We start from the raw sequence: 25,561 nt of genomic DNA on the forward strand, positions 1-25,561 counted from the left end.
CTCGATAAGAGGTACCATGACGATCCGAGGCCCACAAGACGGAAAGCGCGCGGGACGAGACCGGAGAAGGGACCGCACCTGATGCTGGAGCTGTCGATCCTCGGGTTCCTGGCCGAGGAGCCCCTGCACGGCTATGAACTCAAGGAGCGCATCACCGCCCTCAGCGGCCATGTCCGCCCGGTCAGCGACGGCGCGCTCTACCCCGCGATCACCCGCCTGGTGACCGCGGGCAAGCTCGACCAGCACACGGCCGAGGGCGCGGGCGCGGCCCCGCGCCGGATGCTGTCCCTCACCGAGCGCGGCCGCGAGGACCTGCTGGAACGGCTGCGGCACCCCCGGCAGGCGGAGATCACCGACCAGGTGCGCTTCAACACGGTCCTGGCGTTCCTGCGGCACCTGCCCGACCCCGCGGAGCAGGCCGCGGTGCTGCGCCGCCGACTGGAGTTCCTGAACACGCCCGCGAGCTTCTTCTACCGCGACGGGCAGCCGGTGCGGGCGGAGCAGACGGACGACCTGTTCCGGCAGGGCATGCTGCGGGTGGCCCGGGCCACGGGCGAGGCGGAGCGCGGGTGGCTCGCCGAGGCCGTCGCCCACCTCGACACGCTCAGCCCAGGCGCGTGCGCAGAGCCTCCCGCCACAGCGCGGTGAACTGCTGCGGGGTCGTCCCGAGCACCTTCGCCAGCGCGTCCTCGACCGCCCCCGCCCGCTGCCGGTGCGCGCCCACGGCCCGGTAGAACGCGCCGAGCCGGGCCTCGCCCCAGTGGTCGGCGATCAGCCGGCAGGCCAGCCAGCCGCCCTCGTACGCCCGCGCGAGCCCGTCCGGGTCCCCGGTGAAGCCGAAGTCCTTGTCCGTGGGCAGCGCCGCCGGGATCCGCCCGTCGGCCACCGCGCGGGCCAGCTCCGGCGCGATCTGGGCCGCGGTGCGCCCGGTGCCGCGGTAGCCGACCCAGTCGGCGTACCCCTCGGACAGCCACAGCGGGGTGGCGGCGCCCGTGTGGGCGCGGGTGGCGACATGGGTGGTCTCGTGGGTGAGCACGACCTGCCTGCCGAGCGAGCCGAGCATCCCGTACGCCTCGGGGTTGACGATGATCCGGTCCGCGGGCGCCCGGCCCGACCCGCCGGTCTCTCCCGTGGTGACCGCCGCGATCCCGCGGTAGGCGGAGGCGGGCGAGGCGAGCAGCCCCGCCATGCCCGCCAGCGACTTCGGTACGAGCACCACGACGTGCCCGCTCCAGTCGGCGCCCCACGCCCGTGACGCGGCCGGCACCGCGCGGTCGGCGAGCGCGGCGAAGGAGCGCAGCGTGCCCTCGGACTGCCCGGCGCCCAGCACCAGGCTGTGCGCACCGCGCACCACGCTCACCGCGCCCTGGTCCCACAGCTGCTGCGCGGTCCGCTGCGCGGGCCGGTCCGAGGTCACCCGCCACCGCCCCCGGGCGTCGCGCGTCAGCCCGAGCACGCGGGAGGTGGTGACCGGCACCGTGTCGTACCCGCGGACGCGATAGCCGAGCGCGGCGTCCACCACGGCCGTGTTCCCGTCGCGGTGCACGGCGGTGACCCGGTAGGACCAGGCCGCGAGCGGCACCGCCCGCACCGCGGCGAATCCGGCCCGGGTCCCGGTGGCGCGGTAGGCGGGCTCGTCGTGGCGCAGGACCGCGGCCGCCCGTGCGTCCAGCAGCCGCTGCGCGTCGGCGCGCACCCCGTCGGCCGCGGGCCGCCCGCCGCACCCCACCAGGGAGACGAGCAGCAGACACAGCCCCGCGGCCGCGGATCCCATCGCCCGCCTTCGACCAGCCATTCCCCCGATCGTACGGGGCCCGCCCGGCGTCAGACCCGGGTGACCGACGAGATCGGCATCATGCCCACCGGGTCGTAGCGCACCGGGGCCCCGGGGTAGGGGGCGTGGATCACCTGGCCGTGGCCCACGTACATCCCGACATGACTGGCGTCGGACCGGTAGACGACCAGGTCCCCGGGCCGGGCCTGGGAGAGCGGGATCTGCTGCCCGGCGAACCGCTGGGCCTGCGAGGTGCGCGGCAGCTGCACCCCCGCCCGCGCGTACGCCCACTGCATCAGGCCCGAGCAGTCGAAGCCGCCGGGTCCGTTGGCGCCCCAGACATAGGGGCGGCCCAGCGCGGAGCGGGCGGCGGCGACGGCGAACGCCGCACGGCCGGTGGCCGCCTCGGCCGAGCCGAACCCGGCCAGGTCCGTCAGGCCGGAGCGGGAGGCCTGACCGAAGGCCAGACGCTCCTGGAGCGGCAGGGAGTTGAGCAGCCGCCGGGCCCGGGCGAGCTTCTTCTCGACGGTCCGCTTGTGCGTCGCCACCGCCCGGCGGCTGCGCTCCAGCTCGGCCAGCTGCGAGGTCGCGTCCGCGCGCTCCTGGGAGAGCTCGCGCAGGGCCGAGCGCAGTTCGGTCAGCTCGTCGGCCTGACGGGTGGAGATGCGGTCCAGTACGGAGGCCCGGTCGAGGTAGTCCGACGGGTCGTCGGAGAGCAGCAGGGCCAGGGACGGATCGAGCCCGCCGGAACGGTACTGCGCCCCGGCCAGCGAACCGAGCGTCTGGCGCAGGGAGTTGACCCGGTCCTGCTGCCGCGCGATCCGGTCCCGGGCGTGACCCACCTCGGTACGCAGGAGACCGGCGCGCTCGTCGGCCCTGTCGAAGGCCTCGGTCGCCCGCTCGGCCTCCTCGTAGAGGCGGTCCACCTCGGCCCGGGTGCCTTCGCGCGGTGCGGCCGTCGCCGGTACGGCGCCGATGGCCGCCGTGGCGGCCGTGGCGGCAGACAGGACACTGAGGGCTGCGCAGGCACCCCGGTCGAACCCGGACGGTGCAAGGCGGCGATGGGACCCCACGGGAAACCGCACTCCTTCCGCTGGCGGACGAGGACCGCTTCCCCGACCCGGGGGCGGACGTGCCACGGCGGTGTGGGGAAACGCGCCAGACAGTAGCCCCGTCGCGGGGCGGCGGCCAAAGGCGTCGACGGGCGCACAACGCGACGCCCCGCCGCTGACGCAGGTCATCGGCGGGGCGTGGGTTCACTTGGCGGTGTCGCAATTCGCTCGTTCGGGCGGTCCCGATCAGCGCTGCGCCGCCCGTTCCCGACGGGGCTCGGGGCTCGGGGTCAGATGCGGACGCCGAACTGGAACGGCATGTTGCCGATCGCCTCGTAGCGCACGACGGTGCCGGTGCGGGGGGCGTGCAGCACCTGGCCGTTGCCCGCGTACAGGCCGACGTGGTGCTGGTCGCCGTAGAAGATGACGAGGTCGCCGACCTGGAGGTCGCTCTGCGAGTAGATGCGCGTACCGGCGTTGGCCTGGGCCTGCGAGGTGCGCGGGATGGAGACGCCGGCCTGGGCGTAGGCCCAGGAGGTCAGACCCGAGCAGTCGAAGGAGGACGGGCCGGTGGCGCCGTAGACGTAGGGCGAGCCGATCCTGCTCTGCGCGGCGGAGAACGCGGCGGCGGCCCGGCCGGAGGCGCTGGTCTCGTTGCCCAGGTCGACCCGGGCGCTGGCGGAGCGGCTGGCGCGCGCGTCGGCCGCGGCGAGGGCGGCCTTCTCCTTGGCCGTCAGCGTGTTGAGGAGCTTCTGCGCCTCGGCCAGCTTGGCCTGGACTTCCTGCTTCTTCTTGCCCAGCTCCGTACGGGTGGAGGCCAGGTCCTTGAGCTTGTCGGAGGCCTCGGCGCGCTCCTGGGCGAGCTCGCGCTGCTTCTCCTGGATCTTCTTCAGCGCCTCGACCTGCTGGCCGCTCAACTGGTCGAGCGTGGAGGCCTTGTCGAGGTAGTCGTCCGGGTCGGCCGACAGGAAGAGCTGGAGCGAGGAGTCTATGGACCCGGTGCGGTACTGGGCCGCGGCCGCCAGGCCCATGCTGTCGCGCAGCTCGTTCAGGTCGCCCTGACCGCGCGCGACGTTGTCCTGGATGGTGGAGATCTCCTTCTGGAGCTTCTCCTGCTTCTCCTTGGCCCCGTTGTACTTCTCGGTGGCCTGCTCCGCCTCTTCGTAGAGCTTGTCGACCTTGGACTTGACCTCGTCCTTGGTGGGCTTCTCGCTCGGCGCGGCGTTGGCGCCCTGGGCGCTCAGCACCACGGCGGCTGCGGCTGCGGTGGTCAGCACGGTCACGCGTGCACGACTCGGCTGCTTCGGTCGACGGTGGGACGCCACGGAGACGAGCTCCTTCTTCTGAGTGAGAAGACGTACGGAGATTCGAAACCTGACCTTAGTGATGTTCCTGTGATCAGTTCAAATCCTCCGGCGAAAAATCCCGGTTACGCACCGCATCCTTTACCGGCAACTCACGTGCAGTGATTTCCGCTTGACGCTACGTTGCGTGACGACTCCGTCAATTCGGGCATTGGTTCCGGAACTTGACGTTCAGGACAGGCGCTTGAGAAGGACCGCCGAAGCCACCGGCCGCGCCCCCGCCCGGGCCACCCCGTCGGCGACCTCGCGGTCGGTCGAGGCGACGATGACCGGCCGGCCCGGAGGCTCGGCCCGCACCAGCTGACGGATCAGCTCGTCGGCGGTGACACCCGGCTTGGAGAACAGCACCCGCACCCCGCGCGGCGGCGCGAGCAGCACCGGCGCGACCAGTTCGGCGCCGTCGAAGACACAGGTGACCTCGGCGCCGGTCTGCGCGGCGAGCTGCGAGAGCTGCCCGAGCAGCCGCAGCCGCTGCTTCTCCAGCGGCATCTGGGGATAGCCGGTCTTGGTGACGTTGTAGCCGTCGACGACCAGATGCGCCTGGGGCAGCGCGAGCAACTGGTCGAGGATCGCCGGATCGTGCTCGGACAGCGCGCGATTGGCGATGTCCTTCGGGGTCATCCGGCCGGGCTCGACCGCGTCCACGGTCTCCGCGGGCCGCACCGACACCGGCGGCAGCGCCAGCTCCCGGCGCAGCCCCTGGGCCGCGTCGAGCACGGTGTCCAGCAGCAGCCGCACCCGCATGTCCTCGACGCTGCGCCCCTCGCGGGCCGCCTTGCGGGTGGCCTCCAGGGCCGCCTCCGCCTCGCCCAGGCGCGCCTTCAACCGCCGGGACTCGCTCTCGACGGCGGACACCTGCGCCTGCGCCTCGGCCCGCGCGGCCTCGGTCTCGCCGTGCACCTTGCGCAGCGCCGCCTCGCCGCGCTTGACGTCACTGAGGGCCGAACGCAGCTTGCGGTGCAGCGACTCGGCCTCGCGCCTGGAGGCGTCCAGTTCGGTCCGCAGCCGCTCGGTCTCGGTCCGGCCGTGCTCACGGGCCCGGTCGAGCTCCTCGCGCAGCCGTTCCAGCTCGGCCCGGCTCTCCTCGTCGGCCCGCTCGGCGTCGGCGCGCAGCGCCTCCTCGCCGGCCGCGGCCACCAGCTTCACCCAGCCGACCGGCCGCAGCACATAGGCCGCGGCCGCCACGTCCAAGGGGTCCGCGGCCGGGGGCGGCGAACCGGAGTCGAGGGCGCCGGCCAGTTCGGGCTGCGCCTCTCGGAACTTCTCGGCGATGCGCTGCCGGAAGACCGCGTCCGTCTCCAGCGCCGCGGCCATCGCGTTGCCCGCGAACTTGGCCCGGCGATTCGGGGCGAACCGGGCGTACTGCCGCAACTGGGCGGGCAGTTCGGTCAGGATCAGCCCGCCGAATCCGTCCGAGACGATCTGCACGACCCGGCGCCGCACCCCGTCGGGCAGCGGACGGTCGAGCACCTCGGCGGCGCCGTCGCCCGGCCCCCCGCCTGCGGTCTCCACCATCCGTCACACCTCAATATCTGCGGCCGCTCCCGTCAGGAGCCGGCGCCCGGCCTGTCCACGAGTTCCACCTGGTCGACGGCGTTGCACCAGCGGCAGCGCACCGACTCGATGGTCTCACTGACCACCTCGCGCTCCTCGACGTTCGGCTGACCGGCGAGATCGAGATGGACGTACTCCACCACCTTCGACGAGCGGGTCACGTCGAAACGCGTCAGATTGCCGCAGAGGGTGCAGCGCCACCGTGTCGAGGCGGTCGGCAGGGGAACCGTCATCAGGGCTGTTCGCCTTCCTTCTGTCCATTGTCCGTGATGCACCGGGCTCTCCCCGGAACATGTGGCTCGTAACCCTACGGCCTGGCGGGTCCTCGCCGCCCACCCATCCACGGCGGCGAGGCGGTCTGTCCCGATGCGTCCCCGTACGTCATGCTCTGTGTTCATGATCAGCGACTGGAACGGAACCACGGGCAGCGCGATCCGGAAGCCGTCGGCGCCCGTGACGCACGGGCTGATCGCCCTGTGCTGCCTGGTCTTCCTGATCGGCCCGGCCTCCGGCTTCAATCCCGGGTACGGCACCGGCGCCGCGCTGGCGGCCGCCCAGCGGGCCTACTTCCGCCACTGGGGCGTGGTCCCGGCCGAGTTGTTCCAGGACGCCCCCGGGCAGGCCCTGACGCCCGCCAGCGCCCTGTTCGTCCACGGCAGCTGGGTCCACCTCCTCGGCAACATGCTGTTCCTCTACGTCTTCGGGGCGATGACCGAGGAACGGATGGGCCGCGTGGAGTTCTCCCTCTTCTACGTCGGCTGCGGCTACCTGGCGCTGCTCGGCTACGCGGCCGCCAACGCCGGCTCCGAACAGTCGCTGGTCGGCGCCTCCGGGGCGATCTCGGCGGTCCTCGGGGCGTTCCTGTACCTGTTCCCCAGGGCGCGGGTGACCAGCCTGCTGCCGTTCCTGTTCTTCCTGCCGGTGCGCTTCCCCGCGTGGATCGTGCTGCCCTTCTGGGCGACCTTGCAGTGGGTGGCGGCGGGCCGGGCCACCCAGGGCCCGGGGGTGGCCTATCTGGCCCACCTGGTGGGCTTCGGCGCGGGCTTCGGGTACGCGTGGTTGCGGTTCGGCCGCAGCCGCGGCCCGGCCCGGCGGGTCAGGCCCGCGCCGAGCGACGGCGGCTGACCGGCCCGACCGGCCGCCACGGCCTTGGTGGGTCCGGGATCACGTCATAGAGTGAGGGCCCCGGCCGAGAGAGAGAACCAACCGTGATCACCGCGATCGTCCTTATCAAGACCAGCGTGGACCGGATCCCCGAGATCGCGGAATCGATCGCCGCGCTGGACTCCGTCAGCGAGGTCTTCTCCGTCACCGGCACCTACGACCTGATCGCGATGGTGCGGGTGACCCGGCACGAGGACCTGGCGGAGGTCATCCCGGGCCGGATCAGCAAGATCCCCGGCGTCGAGGGCACGGACACGCACGTCGCGTTCCGCACCTACTCCCAGCACGACCTGGAAGCGGCGTTCGCGATCGGGCTGGACAGCTGAGCCCTTCCCCGCGGGTCGGCGGGGGCCGAGCTCACGGTTCCCCGCGCCTCTCGGCCACGACGGCGCCGCGCACGGGCCCGGTCAGACCGCGGGCACGCACCGGCCGTCCTCGGTCCGGTAGCGCCACTTCGCGCCGTCCCTGACCAGTTCCCGCACCGCGGTCACGAAGCGCTCCACGTGCTCGTCCGGCGTTCCCGCGCCGAAGCTCACCCGGATGGCGTTGAGGGACTTCTCGCCCGGCGCGGCCTCGGGGGCGCCGCACTCGCCCTGGCTGCCCGGGTCGCTGCCCAGCAGGGTGCGCACCAGCGGGTGGGCGCAGAAGAGGCCGTCGCGCACGCCGATGCCGTACTCGGCGGAGAGGGCGGCGGCGAAGTGGGAGCTGTTCCAGCCCTCCACCACGAAGGAGATCACCCCGACGCGCGGGGCGTCGTCGCCGAAGAGGGAGAGGATCCGCACCTCGGGCACCTCGGCGAGGCCCGCCCGGACGGTGTCGATCAGGTGCAGCTCACGGGCGACGAGCGCGTCGAAGCCCGCCTCGGTGAGGGCCTTGCAGGCGGAGGCGATGGAGTAGGCGCCGATCACGTTCGGCGATCCTGCCTCGTGGCGGGCGGCGCTGTCGTGCCACTCCACGTCCACTCCGCCGTCCGCGCGCCGGGTGACCCGGCGGCTCGCGCCGCCGCCGGCGAGGTACGGCTCGGCCTCGCGCAGCCAGTCGGCCCGGCCGGCCAGGACCCCGGACCCGAACGGCGCGTACAGCTTGTGGCCGGAGAAGGCGACCCAGTCGACGTCGAGGTCACGGACCGAGACCGGGTGGTGCGGGGCCAGCTGGGCGGCGTCCAGGACGATCCGGGCACCGTGCGCGTGGGCCGCCGCCGCCAGCTCGCGGACCGGCCACAGCTCGCCGGTGACGTTCGAGGCGCCGGTGACGCAGACCAGGGCCGGGCCGTACGGGTCGCGGTCGGCCAGGGCGCGCTCCAGGGTCTCGACGGCCTGCCGCGGGGTGCGCGGGGCGTCGAGGTAGGTGACCCGGGCGTCCTTCCAGGGCAGCAGCGAGGCGTGGTGCTCGGTCTCGAACACGAAGACCTCGCAGCCGGCCGGGAGCGCGCCCGCCAGCAGGTTGAGGGAGTCGGTGGTGGACCGGGTGAAGACCACCTGGTCGCCGGTACGGCAGTCGAGGAACTCCGCGACCGTGCGGCGGGCGTTCTCGAAGAGGTCCGTGGACAGCTGCGAGAGGTAGCCGGCGCCGCGGTGGACGCTGCCGTAGTACGGGGCGTACGCCGCCACGTCGTCCCAGACGCGCTGGAGGGCGGGGGCGCTGGCCGCGTAGTCGAGCGCGGCATAGGTGACTTCGCCGCCCGTGACGAGCGGAACGGTGACATCCCGCCCCAGAACGGCCAGCGGGGCACAAACGGTCTGGGTGGAGGCAGCGGTGGAGACGGACATGGGGAACTCCCGTGAGCGGCAAGGCGGAATCACCACGCGAGCGCATGGGCTCGAGCGCGGAGACAAGAAAAAGGGGTGTGCGGAGGCGGGGCTCGACGCCCTAGCGCATTCGCTTGCTCACGGAAGGCTCCCTCGATGACCAGGACCCCTGGTGCTGGGCTCGTTCACGAGCCGTCGAGGGGTCCGCGCTTGCCGTAGACCTCGCTGCCTACGACCTGGTCCTCACCCGGGGCACCCCGCCACGGACGGAGGGTTGCCGGACAGTCGGCCGGGGCCTCATGACTGTCACTCATGACCTGTTCGTCATCCTGCCACACGGGCTTCGAAGCGCAAGGCGCGGTCCGCATCCTGGACCGGGCCCAGGGCCTGTCTCGTCGGACGGGCCCCGCATCGCCCCGCATCGCCCCGCATCGCCCCGCCCGGCCGCGCCGTGCGCGGCCGGGGAGGGCGGATCAGGCGTTGCTGACGGCCACCCAGCGCTCCAGCGTCCGCCGGGCCGCGCCGGAGTCGATCGACTCCGCCGCCCGGTCCATGCCGGCGCGCAGCTGCTCGGCCAGCGTCCCGGAGCCCGGCCGCAGCGCCACCAGCGCAGCCGCGGAGTTCAGCAGCACGGCGTCCCGCACCGGGCCGCCCTCGCCGTTCAGCAGCCGGCGCGCGACATCCGCGTTGTACGACGCGTCGGCGCCGCGCAGCGCCTCCACCGGCACCGGTTCGATGCCGACGTCCCGCGGGTCGAAGGCCTCCTCGGTCACCTTGCCGTCGCGCACGACCCACACCCGGGAGGTGGCGGTCGTGGTCAGCTCGTCCAGGCCGTCGTCGCCGCGGAACACCAGCGAGGAGTTGCCGCGCTCGGCGAAGACACCCGCGATGATCGGCGCCACCCGGGGATCGGCGACGCCGACCGCCTGGGCGCGCACCTTCGCCGGGTTGGTCAGCGGGCCCAGGAAGTTGAACACCGTCCGGATGCCCAACTGGCCGCGGGCGGCCGCCACATGGCGCAGCGCCGGGTGGAACTTCACCGCGAAGCAGAAGGTGATCCCGGCCTCCTCGGCGACCTCCGCCACCCGCTTCGGGGTCAGTTCGAGGTTGACCCCGAGCTTCTCCAGGACGTCCGAGGCGCCCGAAGCCGACGAGGCGGCCCGGTTGCCGTGCTTGACGACCTTGGCACCGGTGCCCGCGATGACGATCGAGGACATCGTGGAGATGTTCACCGTCTTCGCGCCGTCGCCGCCGGTGCCCACGATGTCGACGGTGTCGCCCGGCACCTGGATCACGTTGGCGTGCGCGTACATCGCCTCGACCAGTCCCGTGATCTCCTGGACGGTCTCGCCCTTGGCCCGCAGCGCCACCGCGAACCCGGCGATCTGCGCGTCGGTGGCCTCGCCGCGCATGATCCGGTCCATCGCCCAGGCGGTGCTCTCGGCGCTCTGGTCGCGGCCCTCCAGCAGACCGTTCAGTACCGCGGGCCAGGAACGGCCCGCCGCGGTGTCGCCTCCAGCGGGGGTCACAGCGCTCATCAGCCGCTCCTGGTTCGTAGACACGTACAGACTGCCTACAGCCTATCCAGCACCGGACACGGCGAAGGACCCCGTCCGAAGACCGGACGGGGTCCTTGTGTGCGCGTGGCGAGCGCAGCGATCAGTGGTGGCCGTGGCCGCTCGTGATCTCCTTGTACTCGTCGACAGTCGGCTTCTCGATCTGGCTGTCCTCGTCGAAGTACGCCTTGCTGATCTTGGCGCGCAGCTTCTGCGAGCCCTTCAGCTTGCGCTCGACACCGTTCTCGTCGACCGTCGGGCCGAGTTCGAGCGGCTGGTACTGCTCGTGCGCGGTGAGGGTGTGCAGCTGCTCCTGGCTGAGCGGCTCGTGGATCTCGACGAACTCACCGTGCGGCAGGCGCTTGATGGTGCCGGTCTCGCGACCGTGCAGCACCTTGTCCCGGTCCCGGCGCTGGAGGCCGAGGCAGATCCGCTTGGTGACGATGTACGCGATGACCGGTCCGACGAAGAAGAAGATCCGGACGAACCAGGTGATCGAGTTGATCGACAGGTGGAAGTGGGTGGCCCACAGGTCGTTGCCACCGCCGACCAGCGTGATCATGTACATCGTGACCCAGGCGACACCCAGAGCCGTACGGGTGGGCGCGTTGCGCGGGCGGTCCAGGATGTGGTGCTCGCGCTTGTCGCCGGTGATCCAGGACTCGATGAACGGGTAGAGCGCGAGCGCGGCGAGCACGACACCGAACAGGACCAGCGGGATGAACACGCCCAGGACCAGCGTGTGGCCCCAGAGGTTGATCTCCCAGCCCGGCATGTAGCGGATCAGGCCCTCGGCGAAGCCCATGTACCAGTCGGGCTGGGCGCCGGTCGACACCTGGTCCGGACGGTAGGGGCCGATGGCCCAGATCGGGTTGATCTGCGCGATCGCCGCGATGGCCGCGATGGCACCGAAGACCAGGAAGAAGAAGCCTCCGGCCTTGGCCATGTAGACCGGCAGCAGCGGCATGCCGACGACGTTCTTGTTGCTCTTGCCGGGGCCCGCGAACTGCGTGTGCTTGTGGTAGAAGACCAGGATCAGGTGGCCCACGACCAGGCCGAGCATGATGCCCGGCAGCAGCAGGATGTGGATCGAGTAGAACCGCGCCACGAAGTCGTGGCCCGGGAACTCCCCGCCGAAGAGGAAGAACGAGATGTACGTGCCGACGATCGGCATGGACAGGATCGCGCCCTCGGTGAAGCGGACACCGGTGCCGGAGAGCAGGTCGTCCGGGAGCGAGTAACCGGTGAAGCCGGTGAACATGCCCAGGACGAACAGCAGGAAGCCGAACAGCCAGTTGATCTCACGCGGCTTGCGGAACGCGCCGGTGAAGAACACGCGCATCATGTGCACGAACATGCCGGCGAGGAAGATCAGCGCCGCCCAGTGGTGGATCTGCCGGATGAGCAGACCACCGCGCACCTCGAAGGAGATGTGCAGGGTCGAGCTGAACGCCTCGGACATCAGCTGTCCCTGGAGCGGGACGTAGCTGCCGTGGTACACCACCTCGTTCATCGAGGGGTGGAAGAACAGCGTCAGATACACACCCGTGAGGATGATGATCAGGAAGCTGTAGAGGCAGACCTCACCCAGCATGAACGACCAGTGGTCGGGGAAGATCTTGCGCATGTTGGCCTTGGCCAGGGAGTAGATCCCCAGCCGGCCGTCGGCCCAGTCGGCGATCCGCTCGCCGGCCGGCGCCTTCCCGCGAGAGCGGGACTCGGTGGTGGTCGTAGTGCTCATCCGCGCTCCCAGAAGGCAGGACCGACGGGCTCTGCGAAGTCGCCGAGCGCCTCGAGGTAGCCCTCGGGGTTCACGCCGATGCGCAGCTGCGGCAGGGCGTGACCGGCGGGACCGAAGATCACCCGGGCGCCGTCGGACAGGTCGAAGGTGGACTGGTGGCAGGGGCAGAGCACGTGGTGCGTCTGCTGCTCGTACAGGGAGATCGGGCAACCGACGTGGGTGCAGATCTTCGAGTACGCGACGATGCCGTCGTGCGACCACTCGAGCTCTTGCTTGTCCTTGATGTCGTCCGGCTGGAGCCGCACGATCATCACGGCCGCCTTGGCGATCTCGTTCTGGAACTCCTCGTCCGTCTCCTCCAGGCCCTCGGGCTTGACGAAGGTGAGCGAACCGACGGCCACGTCCGAAGCGCGCAGCGGCTGGTTCGTGTTCATGTTGACGAGGAGCTTGCCCTTGGACCACGCCGTGTGGCGCATCTTGTCCTCGGGCAGCGGACCGAGGTCGCGCAGGAGCACGACGCCGGAGAGCGGGAACAGCGCCAGCGCACCGAACATCGTGTTGCGGATCAGCTTGCGACGGCCGAGCGCGGACTCCGTGGCGCCTTCCTTGAAGTCCGCGAAGACCTTCGCGCGGACCTCGGGGGACGCCTGGATCGGGTGACGCTCGTCGGCGACCTCCACGTCGGACATCAGGGTGCGGGCCCAGTGGACCGCGCCCGCGCCGATGCAGAACAGCGCCGCGCCCAGGGTCAGACCCAGCGCGAAGTTCAGCGCGCTGATGTGACCGATCGGGAACACGAAGATCGACCTGTCCGGCGGGATCGTCACGTACGACGCGATGAAGCCGACGGTGGCCAGCATCGACAGCGTGAACAGGAAGGCGACCGTACGCTCGGACCGCTTGGCGGCCCGCTCGTCGATGTCCTGGATCCGGTGCTCGTGGGGCGGCAGCCCCGGGTCGGCGAACGGGTTCTGCTCGTCCGCGACGTCCACGGCGCCGTGCGCGTGGCCCTGCTCAGCGGGCAGGTTCTCTTCTGGAATGTCTTGGCTACTCATGACTTCTTGGCCTTTGCGGTCCGAGCGGCGACCCAGACGGCGACCGCGACCAGCGCGCCGAGACCGAAGATCCACGCGAACAGACCCTCGCTGACCGGCCCGAGGCCGCCCAGTTCGAGACCGCCGGGGTTCACCGTCTCATCGCTGTTGACCGCGTTCAGGTACGCGATGATGTCCTTCTTGTTCTGCTCCGACAGAGTGGTGTCGGGGAACGAAGGCATGTTCTGCGGGCCGGTCTGCATGGCCTCGTAGATGTGCTTCGGGTCCACACCCTCCAGGTCCGGCGCGAACTTGCCCTCCGTGAGGGCACCGCCCTTGCCGGTGAAGTTGTGGCACTGCGCGCAGTTGGTGCGGAAGAGCTCGCCGCCCTTGGCGATGTCCGCGCCCTCGGGGCCGTACTGGGCCGAGGTCGGGACGTTCGGGCCGGCGCCCAGCGACGCGATGTAGGTCGCGAGCTGGTCGATCTGGGCCTGGCTGTAGATGTTCTTCTTCTTCACCACCTGCGGACCCTGGGAGGTCGCAGCAGGCATACGGCCGGTGCCGACCTGGAAGTCGACGGCCGCGGCGCCCACGCCGACCAGGCTCGGACCGTCGGAGCTGCCCTGACCGCCGGTGCCGTGGCAGCTGGCGCAGCCTACGGCGTAGAGCTTCTTGCCCTCGTCGATGGCGAGGGACTGGGAGGTTTCATCGGCCTGCGCCTTGCTCGCGGGCGCGAACGCGGCGTACAGCCCCCCAGTGGCCGCCAGCGCGAGGAGTAGGACGACGACCGCCGCCAGCGGATGGCGTCGTCGTGCGGAGAGCTTTTTCACGGATTACCCCGGTGTCAGGATCTTCTGCGTCGATGCTTCTGGAAGGTGCGCGGGATCGGGCCCGGCTACTTGATCATGTAGATCGTGGCGAAGAGGCCGATCCAGACGACATCGACGAAGTGCCAGTAGTAGGACACGACGATGGCCGCGGTCGCCTGTTCATGGGTGAACCTCTTGGCCGCGTACGTCCTGCCGAGGACGAACAGGAAAGCGATCAGGCCGCCCGTCACGTGCATGCCGTGGAAGCCGGTGGTCAGGTAGAACACCGAGCCGTACGGGTCGGAGGAGAGCGAGAGCCCGTCCTTCTTCACCAGCTCGGTGTACTCGTAGATCTGACCGCCGATGAAGATCGCACCCATGATGAAGGTGATGATGAACCAGCCCCGGAGCTTCTTCACGTCACCCCGCTCGGCGGCGAAGACGCCGAGCTGGCAGGTGAGGGAGGAGAGCACCAGGATCGTGGTGTTCGTCGCCGAGAACGGGAAGTTCAGGGCGGACGCCATTTCCTTCCAGTGGTCGGGACCCGTCACCGATCGCAGGGTGAAGTACATCGCGAAGAGGGCCGCGAAGAACATCAGCTCGGAACTCAACCAGATGATGGTTCCGACGCTGACGAGGTTCGGCCGGTTGACCGACGGGTGCGCGTGCCCGGTTTCTACTGTCGTTGCTGTCGCCACGACCGACATTATGTCGGTCCCTTATCCCGCCCTCACTCCGGGGGGTGCCGTTCGGAGTGTTCCCAGCGTGTGTAGTGCCCGTATGGCCCATCGAAGCGGTGTTCCAACAGGTGTTGACAGCCTGTTCAAGGGAGTAGCATCCGCCGCACCGGTTCTGTCCGTACGACGCTGACGTCTCGGAGGAAACATGCAGCCGACCGCCACGGTGCTGGTCTACAGCGACGATTCCAACACCCGCGAACAGGTGCGGCTCGCGGCCGGACGCCGGCCCGCTCCGGACGTGCCCGCGGTCGAGTTCGTGGAGTGCGCCACGCCTGCCGCGGTGCTGACCGAGATGGACCGGGGCGGCATCGACGTCTGCGTGTTCGACGGCGAGGCCGTGCCGATGGGCGGCATGGGCCTGTGCCGGCAGATCAAGGACGAGGTCTTCGAGTGCCCGCCGGTGCTGCTGCTCATCGCGCGGCCGCAGGACGCCTGGCTGGCCACCTGGAGCCGCGCCGACGCCGCTGTGACGCTCCCGGTGGACCCGGTGGAGTTCGCGGGGTCGCTGGCCGCTCTGCTGCGCCGCAAGAGGCTGCTGAGCGCGTAGCCGGACGGGGCGTGGGGTTCCCTACGGGGCGAGATCCGGTCGGCCGGTGACGGCCGGTCCCTGACGGCCCCTCACGCCCCCTCCGTTCCCCGGCCGGGTGACGGCCGGTCCCGGTGCCCCCGGCGGGTCACACCGGCGTCGGACGCAGCCGCGCCGTGTCCTGGGGCCGGGGGCTCTTCGGGGCGGTGCCGCCCGACAGCGCGCTGCCGGAGCGCCACTTGTCCCAGGTGACGTTCCAGTCGCCGAAACCGTTCCCGAACGGCTCCATCTGGTGGCCGTTGGAGTTGACGACCTGGACGATGTCACCCACGTGGACGGTGTTGAAGAACCACTGAGCGTTGCTGTTGCTCATGCCGACGCAGCCGTGGCTGACGTTCTCGGAGCCCTGGGAGTCCACCGACCAGGGGGCGGCGTGCACGTACTCGCCGCTCCAGGTGACGCGCGAGGCGTAGTAGACGGGCAGGTCGAAGGAGTCCGAGGTGCCCTCCTCGATGCCGATCGTGATCCCGCGCATACGTACGACGTGCTGCTTCTCCAGGATGACCTTGACACCGTTGCGGGTCTCGAAGCCGGGCCGGCCGGCGGTCACCGGGATCCGGTTGATCGGCCGGTCGTTCTTGTAGACCGTCAACTGGTGCGCCGCGACGTCCGTGACGGCCACGATCCGGTCGCCCGTGGTGAGCTTCAGGGGGGCGACCGCCCGGCCGCCCCGCAGCTTGTCGTTGATGCGCATGCCCGCCAGGTTGCTGTGCACCTGGATGGTCGCGTGGGCGGGCCAGTAGTCCTTGGGGCGGTAGTGCAGTTCCTTGTCGTTCACCCAGAACCAGGAGCCCTCCACCGCGGGCGTGGAGTCCACCTTCAGGGCGCTTTCCACGACGGCCCGTTGACTCTTGTCCTTGACGGGCATGCTGAGTTGGGCGACGACCGGCTGGCCGACCCCGTACAGGCCCGACGTGGGGGTGAAGAGGACCTCCAGGTTCTTACCGGCCTTGGCGGAAGGCCGGCCGGTCTCGAAGCTGAGGACCTTGCGGCCGGGCGCCCCGTCGTCGTCCTCGGTGCTCACCCGCACCGTGTAGCGGGTGTCGGCGGCGAGCGGCGCCGTGCTGTGCCAGCGGCTGCCGTCCGCGGCCAGTTCGCCCGCCACGTAGCGGCCCGTCGCGTCGATGGCCGTGACGTCCGTCAGGCGCCCGTCGGAGTCCTCGGCGGTGACCTCCAGGGGCTTGTCCGGGTCGGCCTTCTTCCCGGTCTCCGTCGGGGCGTTGAAGGCGATCTCCGGGTCCGCGTCGTAGGGCCGGCCGGAGAGCGGGTTTCCGTCCGCGCCGCAGGCGGTGACGCCCGCGCAGAGGGCGATCACCAGCAGCGCGCAGCCGACGGTGGTGCGAGGGCGGGGTGAAAGGCTCATGGCATCACGCTAGGAAGCTTCGTCGGCACCGGCGCGTTGAGTAGGCCTTAAGAGCGATGCGGCATCCGGCAAACGCAGGAGCCCGGAGCCTCCTGGCGGAGGATCCGGGCTCCCGGGTGGTACAGCGGCTGACCTGGGGTCAGCACGGCTCACTGGGTGCGGTTCTCACCGCGGTAGTACTCGAAGACCCAGCCCCACAGGCCCAGCAGGATCAGCGGAGCCGAGAAGTACAGCAGCCACCAGCCCATCGCGACGCCCAGGAAGGCCAGGGCACCGCCGACGGCCAGGGACAGCGGCTGCCAGCTGTGCGGGCTGAAGAAGCCCAGCTCGCCGGCGTCGTCCGCGACGTCCGCCTCCTTGTTGTCCTGCGCACCCGCGTCGACCCGCCGGGCGGTGAAGCCCAGGTAGAAGCCGATCATGATGCACAGGCCGAAGGCCAGGAAGAGCGCCGTGGTACCGGCCGGCTCCTTCGACCACACGCCATAGACGACCGCCATGGCGAGGACGAAGACGCTCAGCCACATGAACATCTTGCCCTGGATCTTCACTTGCCGGCCTCCTTGCCGCCCGTGATGGCGCCACCGTGCGCGGCGTGCTCCAGCTCGAGCGCGGCGATCTCAGGGTGGTGCAGGTCGAACGCCGGGGATTCGCTGCGGATCCGCGGCAGGGTGAGGAAGTTGTGGCGCGGCGGCGGGCAGGACGTCGCCCACTCCAGCGAGCGGCCGTAGCCCCACGGGTCGTCCACGCCGACCGGCTTGCCGTACTTGGCGGTCTTCCACACGTTGTAGAAGAACGGAAGGATCGACAGGCCGAGGACGAACGAGCTGATCGTGGACACCGTGTTCAGGGCGGTGAAGCCGTCGGCCGCCAGGTAGTCGGCGTAACGACGGGGCATGCCCTCGGCACCCAGCCAGTGCTGGACCAGGAAGGTGCCGTGGAAGCCGACGAACAGCGTCCAGAAGGTGATCTTGCCGAGGCGCTCGTCGAGCATCTTGCCGGTGAACTTCGGCCACCAGAAGTGGAAGCCGGCGAACATCGCGAAGACGACCGTGCCGAACACGACGTAGTGGAAGTGCGCCACCACGAAGTACGAGTCCGAGACGTGGAAGTCCATCGGCGGCGACGCCAGGATGACACCGGTCAGACCACCGAAGGTGAAGGTGATCAGGAAGCCGACCGCCCACAGCATCGGGGTCTCGAAGCTCAGCGACCCCTTCCACATCGTGCCGATCCAGTTGAAGAACTTCACGCCGGTCGGAACGGCGATGAGGAACGTCATGAAGGAGAAGAACGGCAGCAGCACTCCGCCGGTGACGTACATGTGGTGGGCCCACACCGTCACGGACAGACCGGCGATCGCGATCGTCGCGGCGATCAGGCCCATGTAGCCGAACATCGGCTTGCGGGAGAAGACCGGGATGATCTCACTGATGATGCCGAAGAACGGCAGCGCGATGATGTACACCTCTGGATGGCCGAAGAACCAGAAGAGGTGTTGCCAGAGCAAGGCTCCGCCGTTGGCCGCGTCGAAGACGTGTGCCCCGAATTTCCGATCCGCCTCCAGCGCGAACAGCGCGGCGGCGAGGACGGGGAAGGCCAGCAGGACCAGGACGGCCGTCAGCAGCACGTTCCACACGAAGATCGGCATGCGGAACATGGTCATGCCGGGCGCACGCATGCAGATGATCGTGGTGATGAAGTTGACCGCGCCGAGGATGGTGCCGAAGCCGGAGAAGGCCAGACCCATGATCCACATGTCGGCGCCGACACCCGGGCTGCGGACCGCGTCCGACAGCGGGGAGTAGGCGAACCAGCCGAAGTCGGCCGCGCCCTGCGGGGTGAGGAAGCCACCCACCGCGATCAGCGAGCCGAACAGGTAGAGCCAGTAGGCGAACATGTTCAGTCGCGGGAACGCGACGTCCGGAGCACCGATCTGGAGCGGCATGATCCAGTTCGTGAAGCCGGCGAACAGCGGCGTCGCGAACATCAGCAGCATGATCGTGCCGTGCATCGTGAACGCCTGGTTGAACTGCTCGTTCGACATGATCTGCAGACCAGGCCGGGCCAGCTCCGCACGCATGAGCAGCGCCATGACGCCACCGATGCAGAAGAACGCGAAGGACGTGGCCAGATAGAGCGTGCCGATCGTCTTGTGGTCAGTGGTGGTGAGCCACTTGATCACGACGTTTCCGGGCTGCTTGCGCCGTACGGGCAGTTCGTCCTCGTAGTACGAGGCTCCGGCCGCCGCGGCGCCCTGAGGTTCGTTGACGATGCTCACAGGTTGTTCGTCTCCCGGTTCTTCTCGTGGCTCGTCTGCGCGATGCCGGCGGGAACGTAACCGGTCTGCCCCTTCTTGGCGAGGTCCTTGAGGTGCTGCTGGTAACGCTCGGGGGAGACGACCTTCACGTTGAACAGCATCCGGGAGTGGTCGACGCCGCAGAGCTCGGCACACTTGCCCATGAAGGTGCCCTCTTGGTTGGGCGTCACCTGGAAGGAGTTCGTGTGACCGGGGATGACGTCCATCTTCATCAGGAACGGCACCACCCAGAAGGAGTGGATGACGTCACGCGAGGTCAGGACGAAGCGGACGGTCTCGCCCTTCGGCAGCCACAGCGTGGGACCGGGGTTGCCCGTCTGCGGGTTGCGCGTGCCGGGCGTGCCGACGTCGTAGACGCCGCCGGCGTTCGCCGGGAACTCCGCCTTGAACCGGTCCGGGATGGCGGCCAGGTTCTTGTCGGTCTTCGCGTCACCGGTGGAACCGTCGACGTTCTCGATGTAGTTGAAGCCCCAGCTCCACTGGAAGCCGACGACGTTCACAGTGACGTCGGGCTTCTTGTCGAGGCTGAGGAGCTTCGACTCGTCACGGGCGGTGAAGTAGAACAGCACCGAGACGATGATGATCGGGACCACTGTGTACAGGGCCTCGATCGGCATGTTGTACCGGGTCTGCGGAGGAACCTCGACCTTGGTCCGGCTGCGCCGGTGGAACATGGTCGCCCACAGGATCAGGCCCCAGACCAGCACGCCGGTGGCGAGCGCGGCCGCCCACGAGCCCTGCCAGAGGGAGAGGATCCGCGGAGCCTCGTCTGTGACCGGGGTGGGCATACCAAGGCGGGGGAAGTCTTCCCAGTTGTACGAGCAACCAGTGGCTGTCGCCAGGACCAGGCCCGCAGTCATTGCCTGCAGCAGCTTCCGCCGCATCGGGCGCCGCGGCGAGCGGTCGGAGCCGTTGGGACTCACGTAGCGCCTTCCCGAGAGTCTCGCCCGCGCTGTTCGGCTGCGGCCTTCTCGCTGGTCGGTCGCCGCCCTGCGTCGGGCAGGGGTTTGGATGTTTATGCGGACCAAACCCTACTGGACGCGTTTTGGGGTCGCGCGGGGAGGGTGGCCAACGCGCCGCCGGTCCCCCTGAAGGGGGTTGGCAACTGCTCACCAGATGGTGCACACGAGGTCGAATTAGCTCGTTCGCGTGACAGTCGGCTCGCGGACCAACGGTCTCCTGGGCCGACCGGGCTAGCGTGATTGCACGATCCGGGACGTCAGGTGCGGCGTCGGCGTGCGGGGCCCCCGCTCCACCGGAGAGATGGTTCGGGGCCTCCCCGTCGCCTCTGGCCGCACCCGTCCGGCCAGGTCGTGCGGGGAACCGGCCGCCCGGGACCGGACCACGCACATGACGCGTGTCGCCGCCCCGGGGTTGAGTACGCCGGGGACCAGTCCGCCCAAGACCGTTCGGGGCGTGCGGCTGAATGGGCTCACCTCCGCTCAGTCCTGAGGAACGGTGGGTTGTCCTGCTGCGACTGTCTCCTGACGGAGATTCGGGACGCCGCCCGGTCGGGTGCGCCCGAGGGGTGAGGACGGCCGAGGGCGTGACCCGGCTACGCGGGCGGTTCGGCGCGCGCGGCCGGGGCGCTTAGCGTTGCGGTGTGTCCTACTTCGATGCCGCATCGGCCGCTCCCCTGCACCCCGTTGCCCGCCAGGCCCTGGCGGCCTCCCTCGACGAGGGGTGGGCCGACCCCGCTCGGCTGTACCGGGAGGGGCGGCGGGCGCGGTTGTTGCTGGACGCGGCGCGGGAGGCGGCGGCCGACGCCGTCGGCTGCCGCCCGGACGAGTTGACGTTCACCCCCTCCGGCACCCGGGCGGTGCACGCGGGGATCGCGGGGGTGCTGACGGGCCGACGCCGCGTGGGAAACCACCTGATCGTGTCGGAGGTCGAACATTCTTCGGTACTCCATTCGGCCGAGGCGCACGAGGCGGCGGGCGGCTCGGTGACCCGGGTGCCGGTGCTGCGGACCGGCGAGGCGACCGCCGGGTCGTACGGCGAGGCCCTGCGGCCGGACACCGCGCTGGCCTGTCTTCAGTCGGCCAACCACGAGGTGGGCACCGAGCAGCCGGTGTCGGCGGTGGCCGAGCTGTGCCGGGAAGCCGGGGTCCCGCTGCTGGTGGACGGCGCGCAGTCGCTGGGCTGGGGCCGGGTGCCGGGCGGCTGGTCGGTGCTGACGGGCAGTGCGCACAAGTGGGGCGGCCCGTCCGGGGTCGGACTGCTGGTGGTCCGCAAGGGGGTGCGGTTCGCCGCCCAAGGCCCGGTCGACGAGCGCGAGTCGGGGCGGGCGGCCGGCTTCGAGAACATTCCCGCGATCGTGGCGGCCGCGGCCTCGCTGCGGGCGGTGCGCGCCGAGGCGGAGCAGGAGGCGGTGCGGCTGCGGGAGCTGACGGAACGGATCCGCACGCGGGTGCCGTCGCTCGTCCCCGATGTGGAGGTGGTCGGCGATCCGGTGCGGCGGCTGCCCGGGATCGTCACGTTCTCGTGTCTCTATGTCGATGGGGAGACCCTGCTGCACGCCTTGGACCGGGAGGGCTTCTCCGTGTCGTCCGGGTCGTCCTGCACGAGCAGCACGCTGACGCCGAGCCATGTGCTCAGGGCGATGGGGGTGCTGAGCGAGGGCAACGTCCGGGTGTCGCTGCCGTACGGCGCGTCGGCCGAGGACGTCGAGCGGTTCCTGTCGGTGCTGCCTGGCACGGTGGCGGCGGTGCGCGAGAAGCTCGGCGCGCCTGCCGCGCCTGCCGCGTCCGTCGCACCCGCCGCGCCGGCGGTCGTGGACGCGGCGGCGCCGCAGGGCGACGCTCGGGTGGTCGGCACACCGCAGGGCGACGCGCTGGTGGTCGACGCGCTGGGCAAGCGGTGCCCGATCCCCGTGATCGAGCTGGCGAAGGTCTTCGGCGACGTGCCGGTGGGCGGCACGGTCCGGGTGCTCTCCGACGACGAGGCGGCCCGACTCGACATCCCGGCGTGGTGCGAGATGCGGGGGCAGGAGTACGTCGGCGAGGAACCGGCGGACCACGGCTCGGCCTATGTGGTCCGCCGGGTGTCCTGACCGGGACGGGTCAGGACAGGTGCTCGCGGACCTCGGCGGCGGCCTCCTCGCCGTAGGCCTTGGTGAAGCGCTCCATGAAGTGGCCGCGGCGCAGCTGGTACTCCTGCGTGCCGACCGTCTCGATGACCAGCGTGGCCAGCATGCAGCCGACCTGGGCGGCGCGCTCCAGGCCGACGCCCCAGGCCAGGCCCGAGAGGAAGCCGGCCCGGAAGGCGTCGCCGACGCCGGTGGGGTCGGCCTTGCGGTCCTCGTCGGGGCAGCCGACCTCGATCGGGTCCTGGCCGACCCGCTCGACGCGCACACCGCGCGAGCCGAGGGTGGTGACGCGGTGGCCGACCCTGGCGAGGATCTCCTCGTCGCTCCAGCCGGTCTTGGACTCGATGAGCCCCTTCTCGTACTCGTTGGAGAAGAGGTACGTGGCGCCCTCCAGCAGGGTCCGGATCTCGTCGCCGTTCATCCGGGCGATCTGCTGGGAGAAGTCTGCGGCGAACGCGATGGACCGGGTGCGGCACTCCTCGGTGTGCCGGAGCATCGCCTCCGGGTCGTCGGCGCCGATCAGGACCAGGTCGAGACCGCCCACACGGTCGGCGACGGTCTTCAGCTCGATGAGGCGGGCCTCGCTCATCGCGCCGGTGTAGAAGGAGCCGATCTGGTTGTGGTCGGCATCGGTGGTGCACACGAAGCGGGCGGTGTGCAGCGTCTCGGAGATGCGCACCGAGTCGGTGTCGACGCCGTGCCGGTCGAGCCAGGCGCGGTAGTCGTCGAAGTCCGAACCGGCGGCGCCGACCAGGATCGGTTCCGTGCCGAGCTGGCCCATGCCGAAGGCGATGTTCGCGCCGACGCCGCCCCGGCGTACGTCGAGGTTGTCGACCAGGAAGGAGAGCGAGACCGTGTGCAGCTGGTCCGCGACGAGCTGGTCGGCGAAGCGGCCGGGGAAGGTCATGAGGTGGTCGGTGGCGATGGAGCCGGTGACTGCGATGCGCACGGCGTGGACTCTCCTGGGGGGAGGGGCATTGACAGTTCACGCTACCCGGTCGGCGGGCCGACCTTGAAGCGTACGAAACTACCCGATAGTAGATCTTTCTTCGCGGCCCGAGCCATGCATACGGTGCCGTTATGACGAACCTCAAGCGCTGTGCCCCTGCCCCGGCGGATCTGGAGGGCGGCCTTGCGTCGCTGCGCGTCGACTGTGCCCGGATGGTGCCGCACTGGGCGGCCCCCGACCGGTTCACCCCTCTCCCGGTGTCCCCGTCCCTCATCCACGGGGTGACCGTGCCGTCGGCGTCCGCGCGGCTGCTGGACGCCATGTCGGACTACGGGGACTGAGCGGCGCCCGAATTCCGCGTCGGCGCGTTTCGGGGAACCGTGCGCTCCCCCGCTGCGTCCCATCGCCGTCCCCTGTAGAGGGGATGCGGGATACGACCCCTTCCGCCGCCCATCTTGACAGGGCCGGGTCAGGGTCGGCCATGAGGACAGCAGCCGAAGGAGCGATGCGGTGAACACCGAGCGACCCGACAACGACGACGCCGCACGCGAGCCGGGCGTCGCCGAGACCGCCGGTGAGGAGGAAGGGCTCCGGGCCGGGACCGCCCTCGGGGCCGGGGCCGACGCGAAGACCCCGACCGGGACCGATGCCGACGCCGGGACCGGCGCCGATGTCGAGGCCGGTGCCGGCCCCCGAGCGGGGGCCGGTGCCGACACGGACGACGTCGTACCCGGCGCCGAGGACCGTCCCGAGGCCGGAGCCACGGCCGTCCCGTCCCCGGCGGCCCCCGTCGGGGACGACCCCGCCGGGGACGGGACGGCCCCCGTCGGGAACGGCTCTGCCGAGGACGCCCCCCTCGGAAACGCTTCCGCCGAGGACGGCCCCCTCGGGGACGCCGCCGCCGAGGACAGCCCCGCCGAGGACACCGAGGGCGGGACGATCCCCGTCGGGGACAGCTCTGCCGAGGACGCTTCCGCCGAGGACGGCCCCCTCGGAAACGCTTCCGCCGAGGACACCGAGGGCGGGACGACCCCCGTCGGAGACAGCTCTGCCGAGGACGGCCCCCTCGCAAGCGCCTCCGCCGAGGACAAGCCCGTCGGGGACGCCTCCGTCGAGGCCGGCCTCGCCGGGGACGCCCCCCTCGGGGACGCCTCCGTCGGGGACGCCTCCGTCGGTGCAGGCGGCGCGAGCGGCTCGGGGCGGGACGCCGAGGTGGGCCGGGTCTCGGAGGAGGGTTCCGGGGGCGGCGACGGTCTCGGGGACCATGACGGGCGTCCGGCGTCCCGGCGGCGCTCGCCCGTGGTCGTGGCCTCGGTCGCGGCCGCCGTGCTGCTCGTCGGGGGCGGTGGCGCGTACCTCGCCGCGAGCGCGTCCGGCGGCCGTACGGGTGCCGGCGCGTCCGCCGGAGACGGCACACCCGCCCCGCTGGCCCTCGACGGCTACTCCGCCCCGGGTACGTCGGGCAACGGGGGGACGGCCAACGGCATCGCGCCGGGCGAGCCCAATCCGTACGGCGTGACGTACCGGGCCGCCGGAACGCTGCCCGACGGCCCCGGCTCGGCGCCGGTGTACTGGGCCACGGGCGACGTCACCCGGGACGAGGTGGCCCGCCTGGCCGAGGCGTTCGGGATCGACGGGACACCCGTGGCGCAGGGCACGGTCTGGAAGGTCGGCACGGACAAGGACGGCGCGGGCCCGGTCCTCCGGGTGAACAAGGCGGCGCCGGGCGCCTGGACCTTCAGCCGTTACGCGCCCGGCACCGACGACTGCAAGAACCGGACCCTGTGCATACGCGACCCCGCCGGCCCGATCGCCGACCCGGTGAGCGAGGCGGCGGCGAAGAAGGCGGCCGCGCCGGTGCTGAAGGCGCTGGGCCAGGACGACGCCAAGGTGGACGCGAGCCAGGTCATGGGCGCCCAGCGGGTGGTGAACGCCGATCCGACGGTGGGCGGGCTGCCCACGTACGGCCTGACGACCGGGCTGACCGTCGGCGCGCAGGGCGAGCTGGTCGGCGGCAACGGGCAGCTCACGACCCCGCTGAAGGGGGACGTGTACCCCGCGCTCAGCGCGCGGGAGGCGCTGGACCTGCTGAACAAGGCACCCGGCACGGATCACCGGATGGGTATCGGCGGCTGCGCGAGCCCCGTACCGCTGAAGGACCGGCTGGAGGAGCCGTGCGGCTCGTCGACCGCCCCGGACGCCGGGACGCGCACCACCGTCACGGTCGAGGACGCGGTGTTCGGGCTGGCGGTGCACCGGGCGGACGAGCGGCTGGCGCTGGTTCCGTCCTGGCTGTTCACGGCCCGTGGGACGGGCGCGCAGGACGACTTCACGGTGACCTATCCGGCGGTGGAGCCGGACTACCTCACTCCGTCCGTGTCGGCCGGTCCGACCACCGCGCCCTCGACGCACGACGTGCGGGTGGAGGGTTATCGGGCCGACGACTCGGAGCTCGTCGTGCGCTACACCGGCGGGGTGTGCGCCGACTACAGGGCGACGGCGGTCGAGAGCGCGGACCGGGTGACGGTGAAGGTGACCGAGACGCCGTGGCCGAACAAGATCTGCATCAAGATCGCCAAGACCTTCGACCAGAGCGTGCGGCTGGACCGGCCGCTGGGCGACCGGAAGGTCGTCGGCTCGGACGGTCGGGAGGTCCCGGCGGTGACGGCCGGGACGAAGCTCCAGCGGTAGCAGGGCGCACGGCCGGACAGCGAGAAGGCGG

Annotated in this window: 23 protein-coding genes and 1 riboswitch; of the genes, 7 read left to right on the forward strand and 16 right to left on the reverse strand. The window is 70.9% G+C overall.

Annotated features, from left to right (window positions below):
• Window positions 1-81 precede the first annotated feature (81 nt).
• Window positions 82-648, forward strand: coding sequence for a PadR family transcriptional regulator (locus FNH09_RS10620; RefSeq protein WP_152886510.1), 567 nt, complete (start codon window positions 82-84; stop codon window positions 646-648).
• On the opposite strand, the gene FNH09_RS10625 is transcribed toward FNH09_RS10620, so the two are convergent.
• The 5 genes from FNH09_RS10625 to FNH09_RS10645 form a co-directional block, all read right to left on the reverse strand.
• A complete protein-coding gene (locus FNH09_RS10625; RefSeq protein WP_152886511.1) occupies window positions 605-1,795 on the reverse strand; it encodes a hypothetical protein in 1,191 nt (396 codons plus the stop codon). The genes FNH09_RS10620 and FNH09_RS10625 overlap by 44 nt on opposite strands.
• A 29-nt stretch (window positions 1,796-1,824) precedes the next feature.
• Window positions 1,825-2,847, reverse strand: a complete 1,023-nt coding sequence (locus tag FNH09_RS10630) for an NlpC/P60 family protein (protein ID WP_162468380.1) — start codon at window positions 2,845-2,847, stop codon at window positions 1,825-1,827.
• Between the two features lie 269 nt (window positions 2,848-3,116).
• Complete coding sequence (locus FNH09_RS10635; protein WP_162468381.1) at window positions 3,117-4,151, reverse strand: NlpC/P60 family protein; 1,035 nt, start codon at window positions 4,149-4,151, stop codon at window positions 3,117-3,119.
• 210 nt (window positions 4,152-4,361) lie between these two features.
• Window positions 4,362-5,705, reverse strand: a complete 1,344-nt coding sequence (locus FNH09_RS10640; protein ID WP_152886513.1) for an NYN domain-containing protein — start codon at window positions 5,703-5,705, stop codon at window positions 4,362-4,364.
• Between the two features lie 32 nt (window positions 5,706-5,737).
• Window positions 5,738-5,977, reverse strand: coding sequence for a hypothetical protein (locus FNH09_RS10645; protein WP_152886514.1), 240 nt, complete (start codon window positions 5,975-5,977; stop codon window positions 5,738-5,740).
• A gap of 163 nt (window positions 5,978-6,140) precedes the next feature.
• Here FNH09_RS10645 and FNH09_RS10650 point away from each other — a divergent pair, with 163 nt between their 5' ends.
• Together FNH09_RS10650 and FNH09_RS10655 are read left to right on the forward strand one after the other, a co-directional pair.
• A complete protein-coding gene (locus FNH09_RS10650; protein WP_152886515.1) occupies window positions 6,141-6,869 on the forward strand; it encodes a rhomboid family intramembrane serine protease in 729 nt (242 codons plus the stop codon).
• 83 nt (window positions 6,870-6,952) lie between these two features.
• Window positions 6,953-7,234, forward strand: coding sequence for an Lrp/AsnC ligand binding domain-containing protein (locus FNH09_RS10655; RefSeq protein ID WP_162468382.1), 282 nt, complete (start codon window positions 6,953-6,955; stop codon window positions 7,232-7,234).
• Between the two features lie 81 nt (window positions 7,235-7,315).
• Here FNH09_RS10655 and FNH09_RS10660 read toward each other — a convergent pair whose 3' ends face one another.
• The 6 genes from FNH09_RS10660 to ctaE all read right to left on the reverse strand — a co-directional run bounded on the left by FNH09_RS10660 (window position 7,316) and on the right by ctaE (window position 14,503).
• Complete coding sequence (locus tag FNH09_RS10660) at window positions 7,316-8,677, reverse strand: aminotransferase class V-fold PLP-dependent enzyme (RefSeq protein ID WP_152886516.1); 1,362 nt, start codon at window positions 8,675-8,677, stop codon at window positions 7,316-7,318.
• A 180-nt stretch (window positions 8,678-8,857) separates the two neighbouring features.
• A riboswitch (SAM riboswitch) is annotated at window positions 8,858-8,974 on the reverse strand.
• 155 nt (window positions 8,975-9,129) lie between these two features.
• Window positions 9,130-10,194, reverse strand: coding sequence for an anthranilate phosphoribosyltransferase (trpD, locus tag FNH09_RS10665; RefSeq protein ID WP_152886517.1), 1,065 nt, complete (start codon window positions 10,192-10,194; stop codon window positions 9,130-9,132).
• 121 nt (window positions 10,195-10,315) lie between these two features.
• Window positions 10,316-11,953 (reverse strand): cytochrome bc1 complex cytochrome b subunit, encoded by a 1,638-nt coding sequence (gene qcrB, locus FNH09_RS10670; RefSeq protein ID WP_152886518.1) that lies wholly within the window; start codon window positions 11,951-11,953, stop codon window positions 10,316-10,318.
• Complete coding sequence (qcrA, locus tag FNH09_RS10675; RefSeq protein WP_152886519.1) at window positions 11,950-13,008, reverse strand: cytochrome bc1 complex Rieske iron-sulfur subunit; 1,059 nt, start codon at window positions 13,006-13,008, stop codon at window positions 11,950-11,952. Before qcrA ends, qcrB begins: the two co-directional genes overlap by 4 nt.
• Window positions 13,005-13,817 (reverse strand): cytochrome bc1 complex diheme cytochrome c subunit, encoded by an 813-nt coding sequence (gene qcrC, locus FNH09_RS10680; protein ID WP_162468383.1) that lies wholly within the window; start codon window positions 13,815-13,817, stop codon window positions 13,005-13,007. Before qcrC ends, qcrA begins: the two co-directional genes overlap by 4 nt.
• Window positions 13,818-13,882: 65 nt before the next feature.
• A complete protein-coding gene (ctaE, locus tag FNH09_RS10685; protein ID WP_152886520.1) occupies window positions 13,883-14,503 on the reverse strand; it encodes an aa3-type cytochrome oxidase subunit III in 621 nt (206 codons plus the stop codon).
• Window positions 14,504-14,681: 178 nt separating this feature from the next.
• On the opposite strand from ctaE, the gene FNH09_RS10690 reads away from it, so the two are divergent.
• Window positions 14,682-15,083: a response regulator gene (locus FNH09_RS10690; protein ID WP_152886521.1), complete on the forward strand. Its 402-nt coding sequence runs from the start codon at window positions 14,682-14,684 to the stop codon at window positions 15,081-15,083.
• 127 nt (window positions 15,084-15,210) lie between these two features.
• Here the strand turns inward: FNH09_RS10690 and FNH09_RS10695 are convergent, their stop codons facing one another.
• The 4 genes from FNH09_RS10695 to ctaC form a co-directional block, all read right to left on the reverse strand.
• A complete protein-coding gene (locus tag FNH09_RS10695) occupies window positions 15,211-16,485 on the reverse strand; it encodes a L,D-transpeptidase (RefSeq protein WP_152886522.1) in 1,275 nt (424 codons plus the stop codon).
• A 149-nt stretch (window positions 16,486-16,634) separates the two neighbouring features.
• Window positions 16,635-17,033, reverse strand: coding sequence for an aa3-type cytochrome oxidase subunit IV (locus tag FNH09_RS10700; protein WP_162468384.1), 399 nt, complete (start codon window positions 17,031-17,033; stop codon window positions 16,635-16,637).
• Window positions 17,030-18,763 carry an aa3-type cytochrome oxidase subunit I gene (gene ctaD / locus FNH09_RS10705; protein ID WP_162468385.1) on the reverse strand — a complete coding sequence of 578 codons (1,734 nt, stop codon included), beginning with the start codon at window positions 18,761-18,763 and terminating at the stop codon, window positions 17,030-17,032. The genes FNH09_RS10700 and ctaD overlap by 4 nt, the downstream gene beginning before the upstream one ends.
• On the reverse strand, window positions 18,760-19,725 hold the full coding sequence (ctaC, locus tag FNH09_RS10710; RefSeq protein ID WP_162468386.1) for an aa3-type cytochrome oxidase subunit II: 966 nt from the start codon (window positions 19,723-19,725) through the stop codon (window positions 18,760-18,762). Before ctaC ends, ctaD begins: the two co-directional genes overlap by 4 nt.
• 680 nt (window positions 19,726-20,405) lie before the next feature.
• Between ctaC and FNH09_RS10720 the strand changes: the two genes are divergently transcribed.
• The gene (locus FNH09_RS10720) at window positions 20,406-21,854 is read left to right on the forward strand and encodes an aminotransferase class V-fold PLP-dependent enzyme (protein WP_162468387.1); all 1,449 of its coding nucleotides are present in this window, start codon (window positions 20,406-20,408) and stop codon (window positions 21,852-21,854) included.
• Window positions 21,855-21,864: 10 nt separating this feature from the next.
• Here the strand turns inward: FNH09_RS10720 and FNH09_RS10725 are convergent, their stop codons facing one another.
• Entirely contained in the window at window positions 21,865-22,839 is a 975-nt protein-coding gene (locus FNH09_RS10725) for a PfkB family carbohydrate kinase (protein ID WP_162468388.1), read from the reverse strand.
• Between the two features lie 131 nt (window positions 22,840-22,970).
• On the opposite strand from FNH09_RS10725, the gene FNH09_RS10730 reads away from it, so the two are divergent.
• Both FNH09_RS10730 and FNH09_RS49765 read left to right on the forward strand, forming a co-directional pair.
• The gene (locus tag FNH09_RS10730) at window positions 22,971-23,180 is read left to right on the forward strand and encodes a hypothetical protein (RefSeq protein WP_152886523.1); all 210 of its coding nucleotides are present in this window, start codon (window positions 22,971-22,973) and stop codon (window positions 23,178-23,180) included.
• 169 nt (window positions 23,181-23,349) lie between these two features.
• Window positions 23,350-25,530, forward strand: coding sequence for a hypothetical protein (locus FNH09_RS49765; protein ID WP_338017531.1), 2,181 nt, complete (start codon window positions 23,350-23,352; stop codon window positions 25,528-25,530).
• Window positions 25,531-25,561: the final 31 nt, after the last annotated feature.

The sequence above is a fragment of the Streptomyces adustus genome (assembly GCF_009377175.1).
In the GTDB taxonomy this organism is placed as follows: Bacteria; Actinomycetota; Actinomycetes; order Streptomycetales; family Streptomycetaceae; genus Streptomyces; species Streptomyces adustus.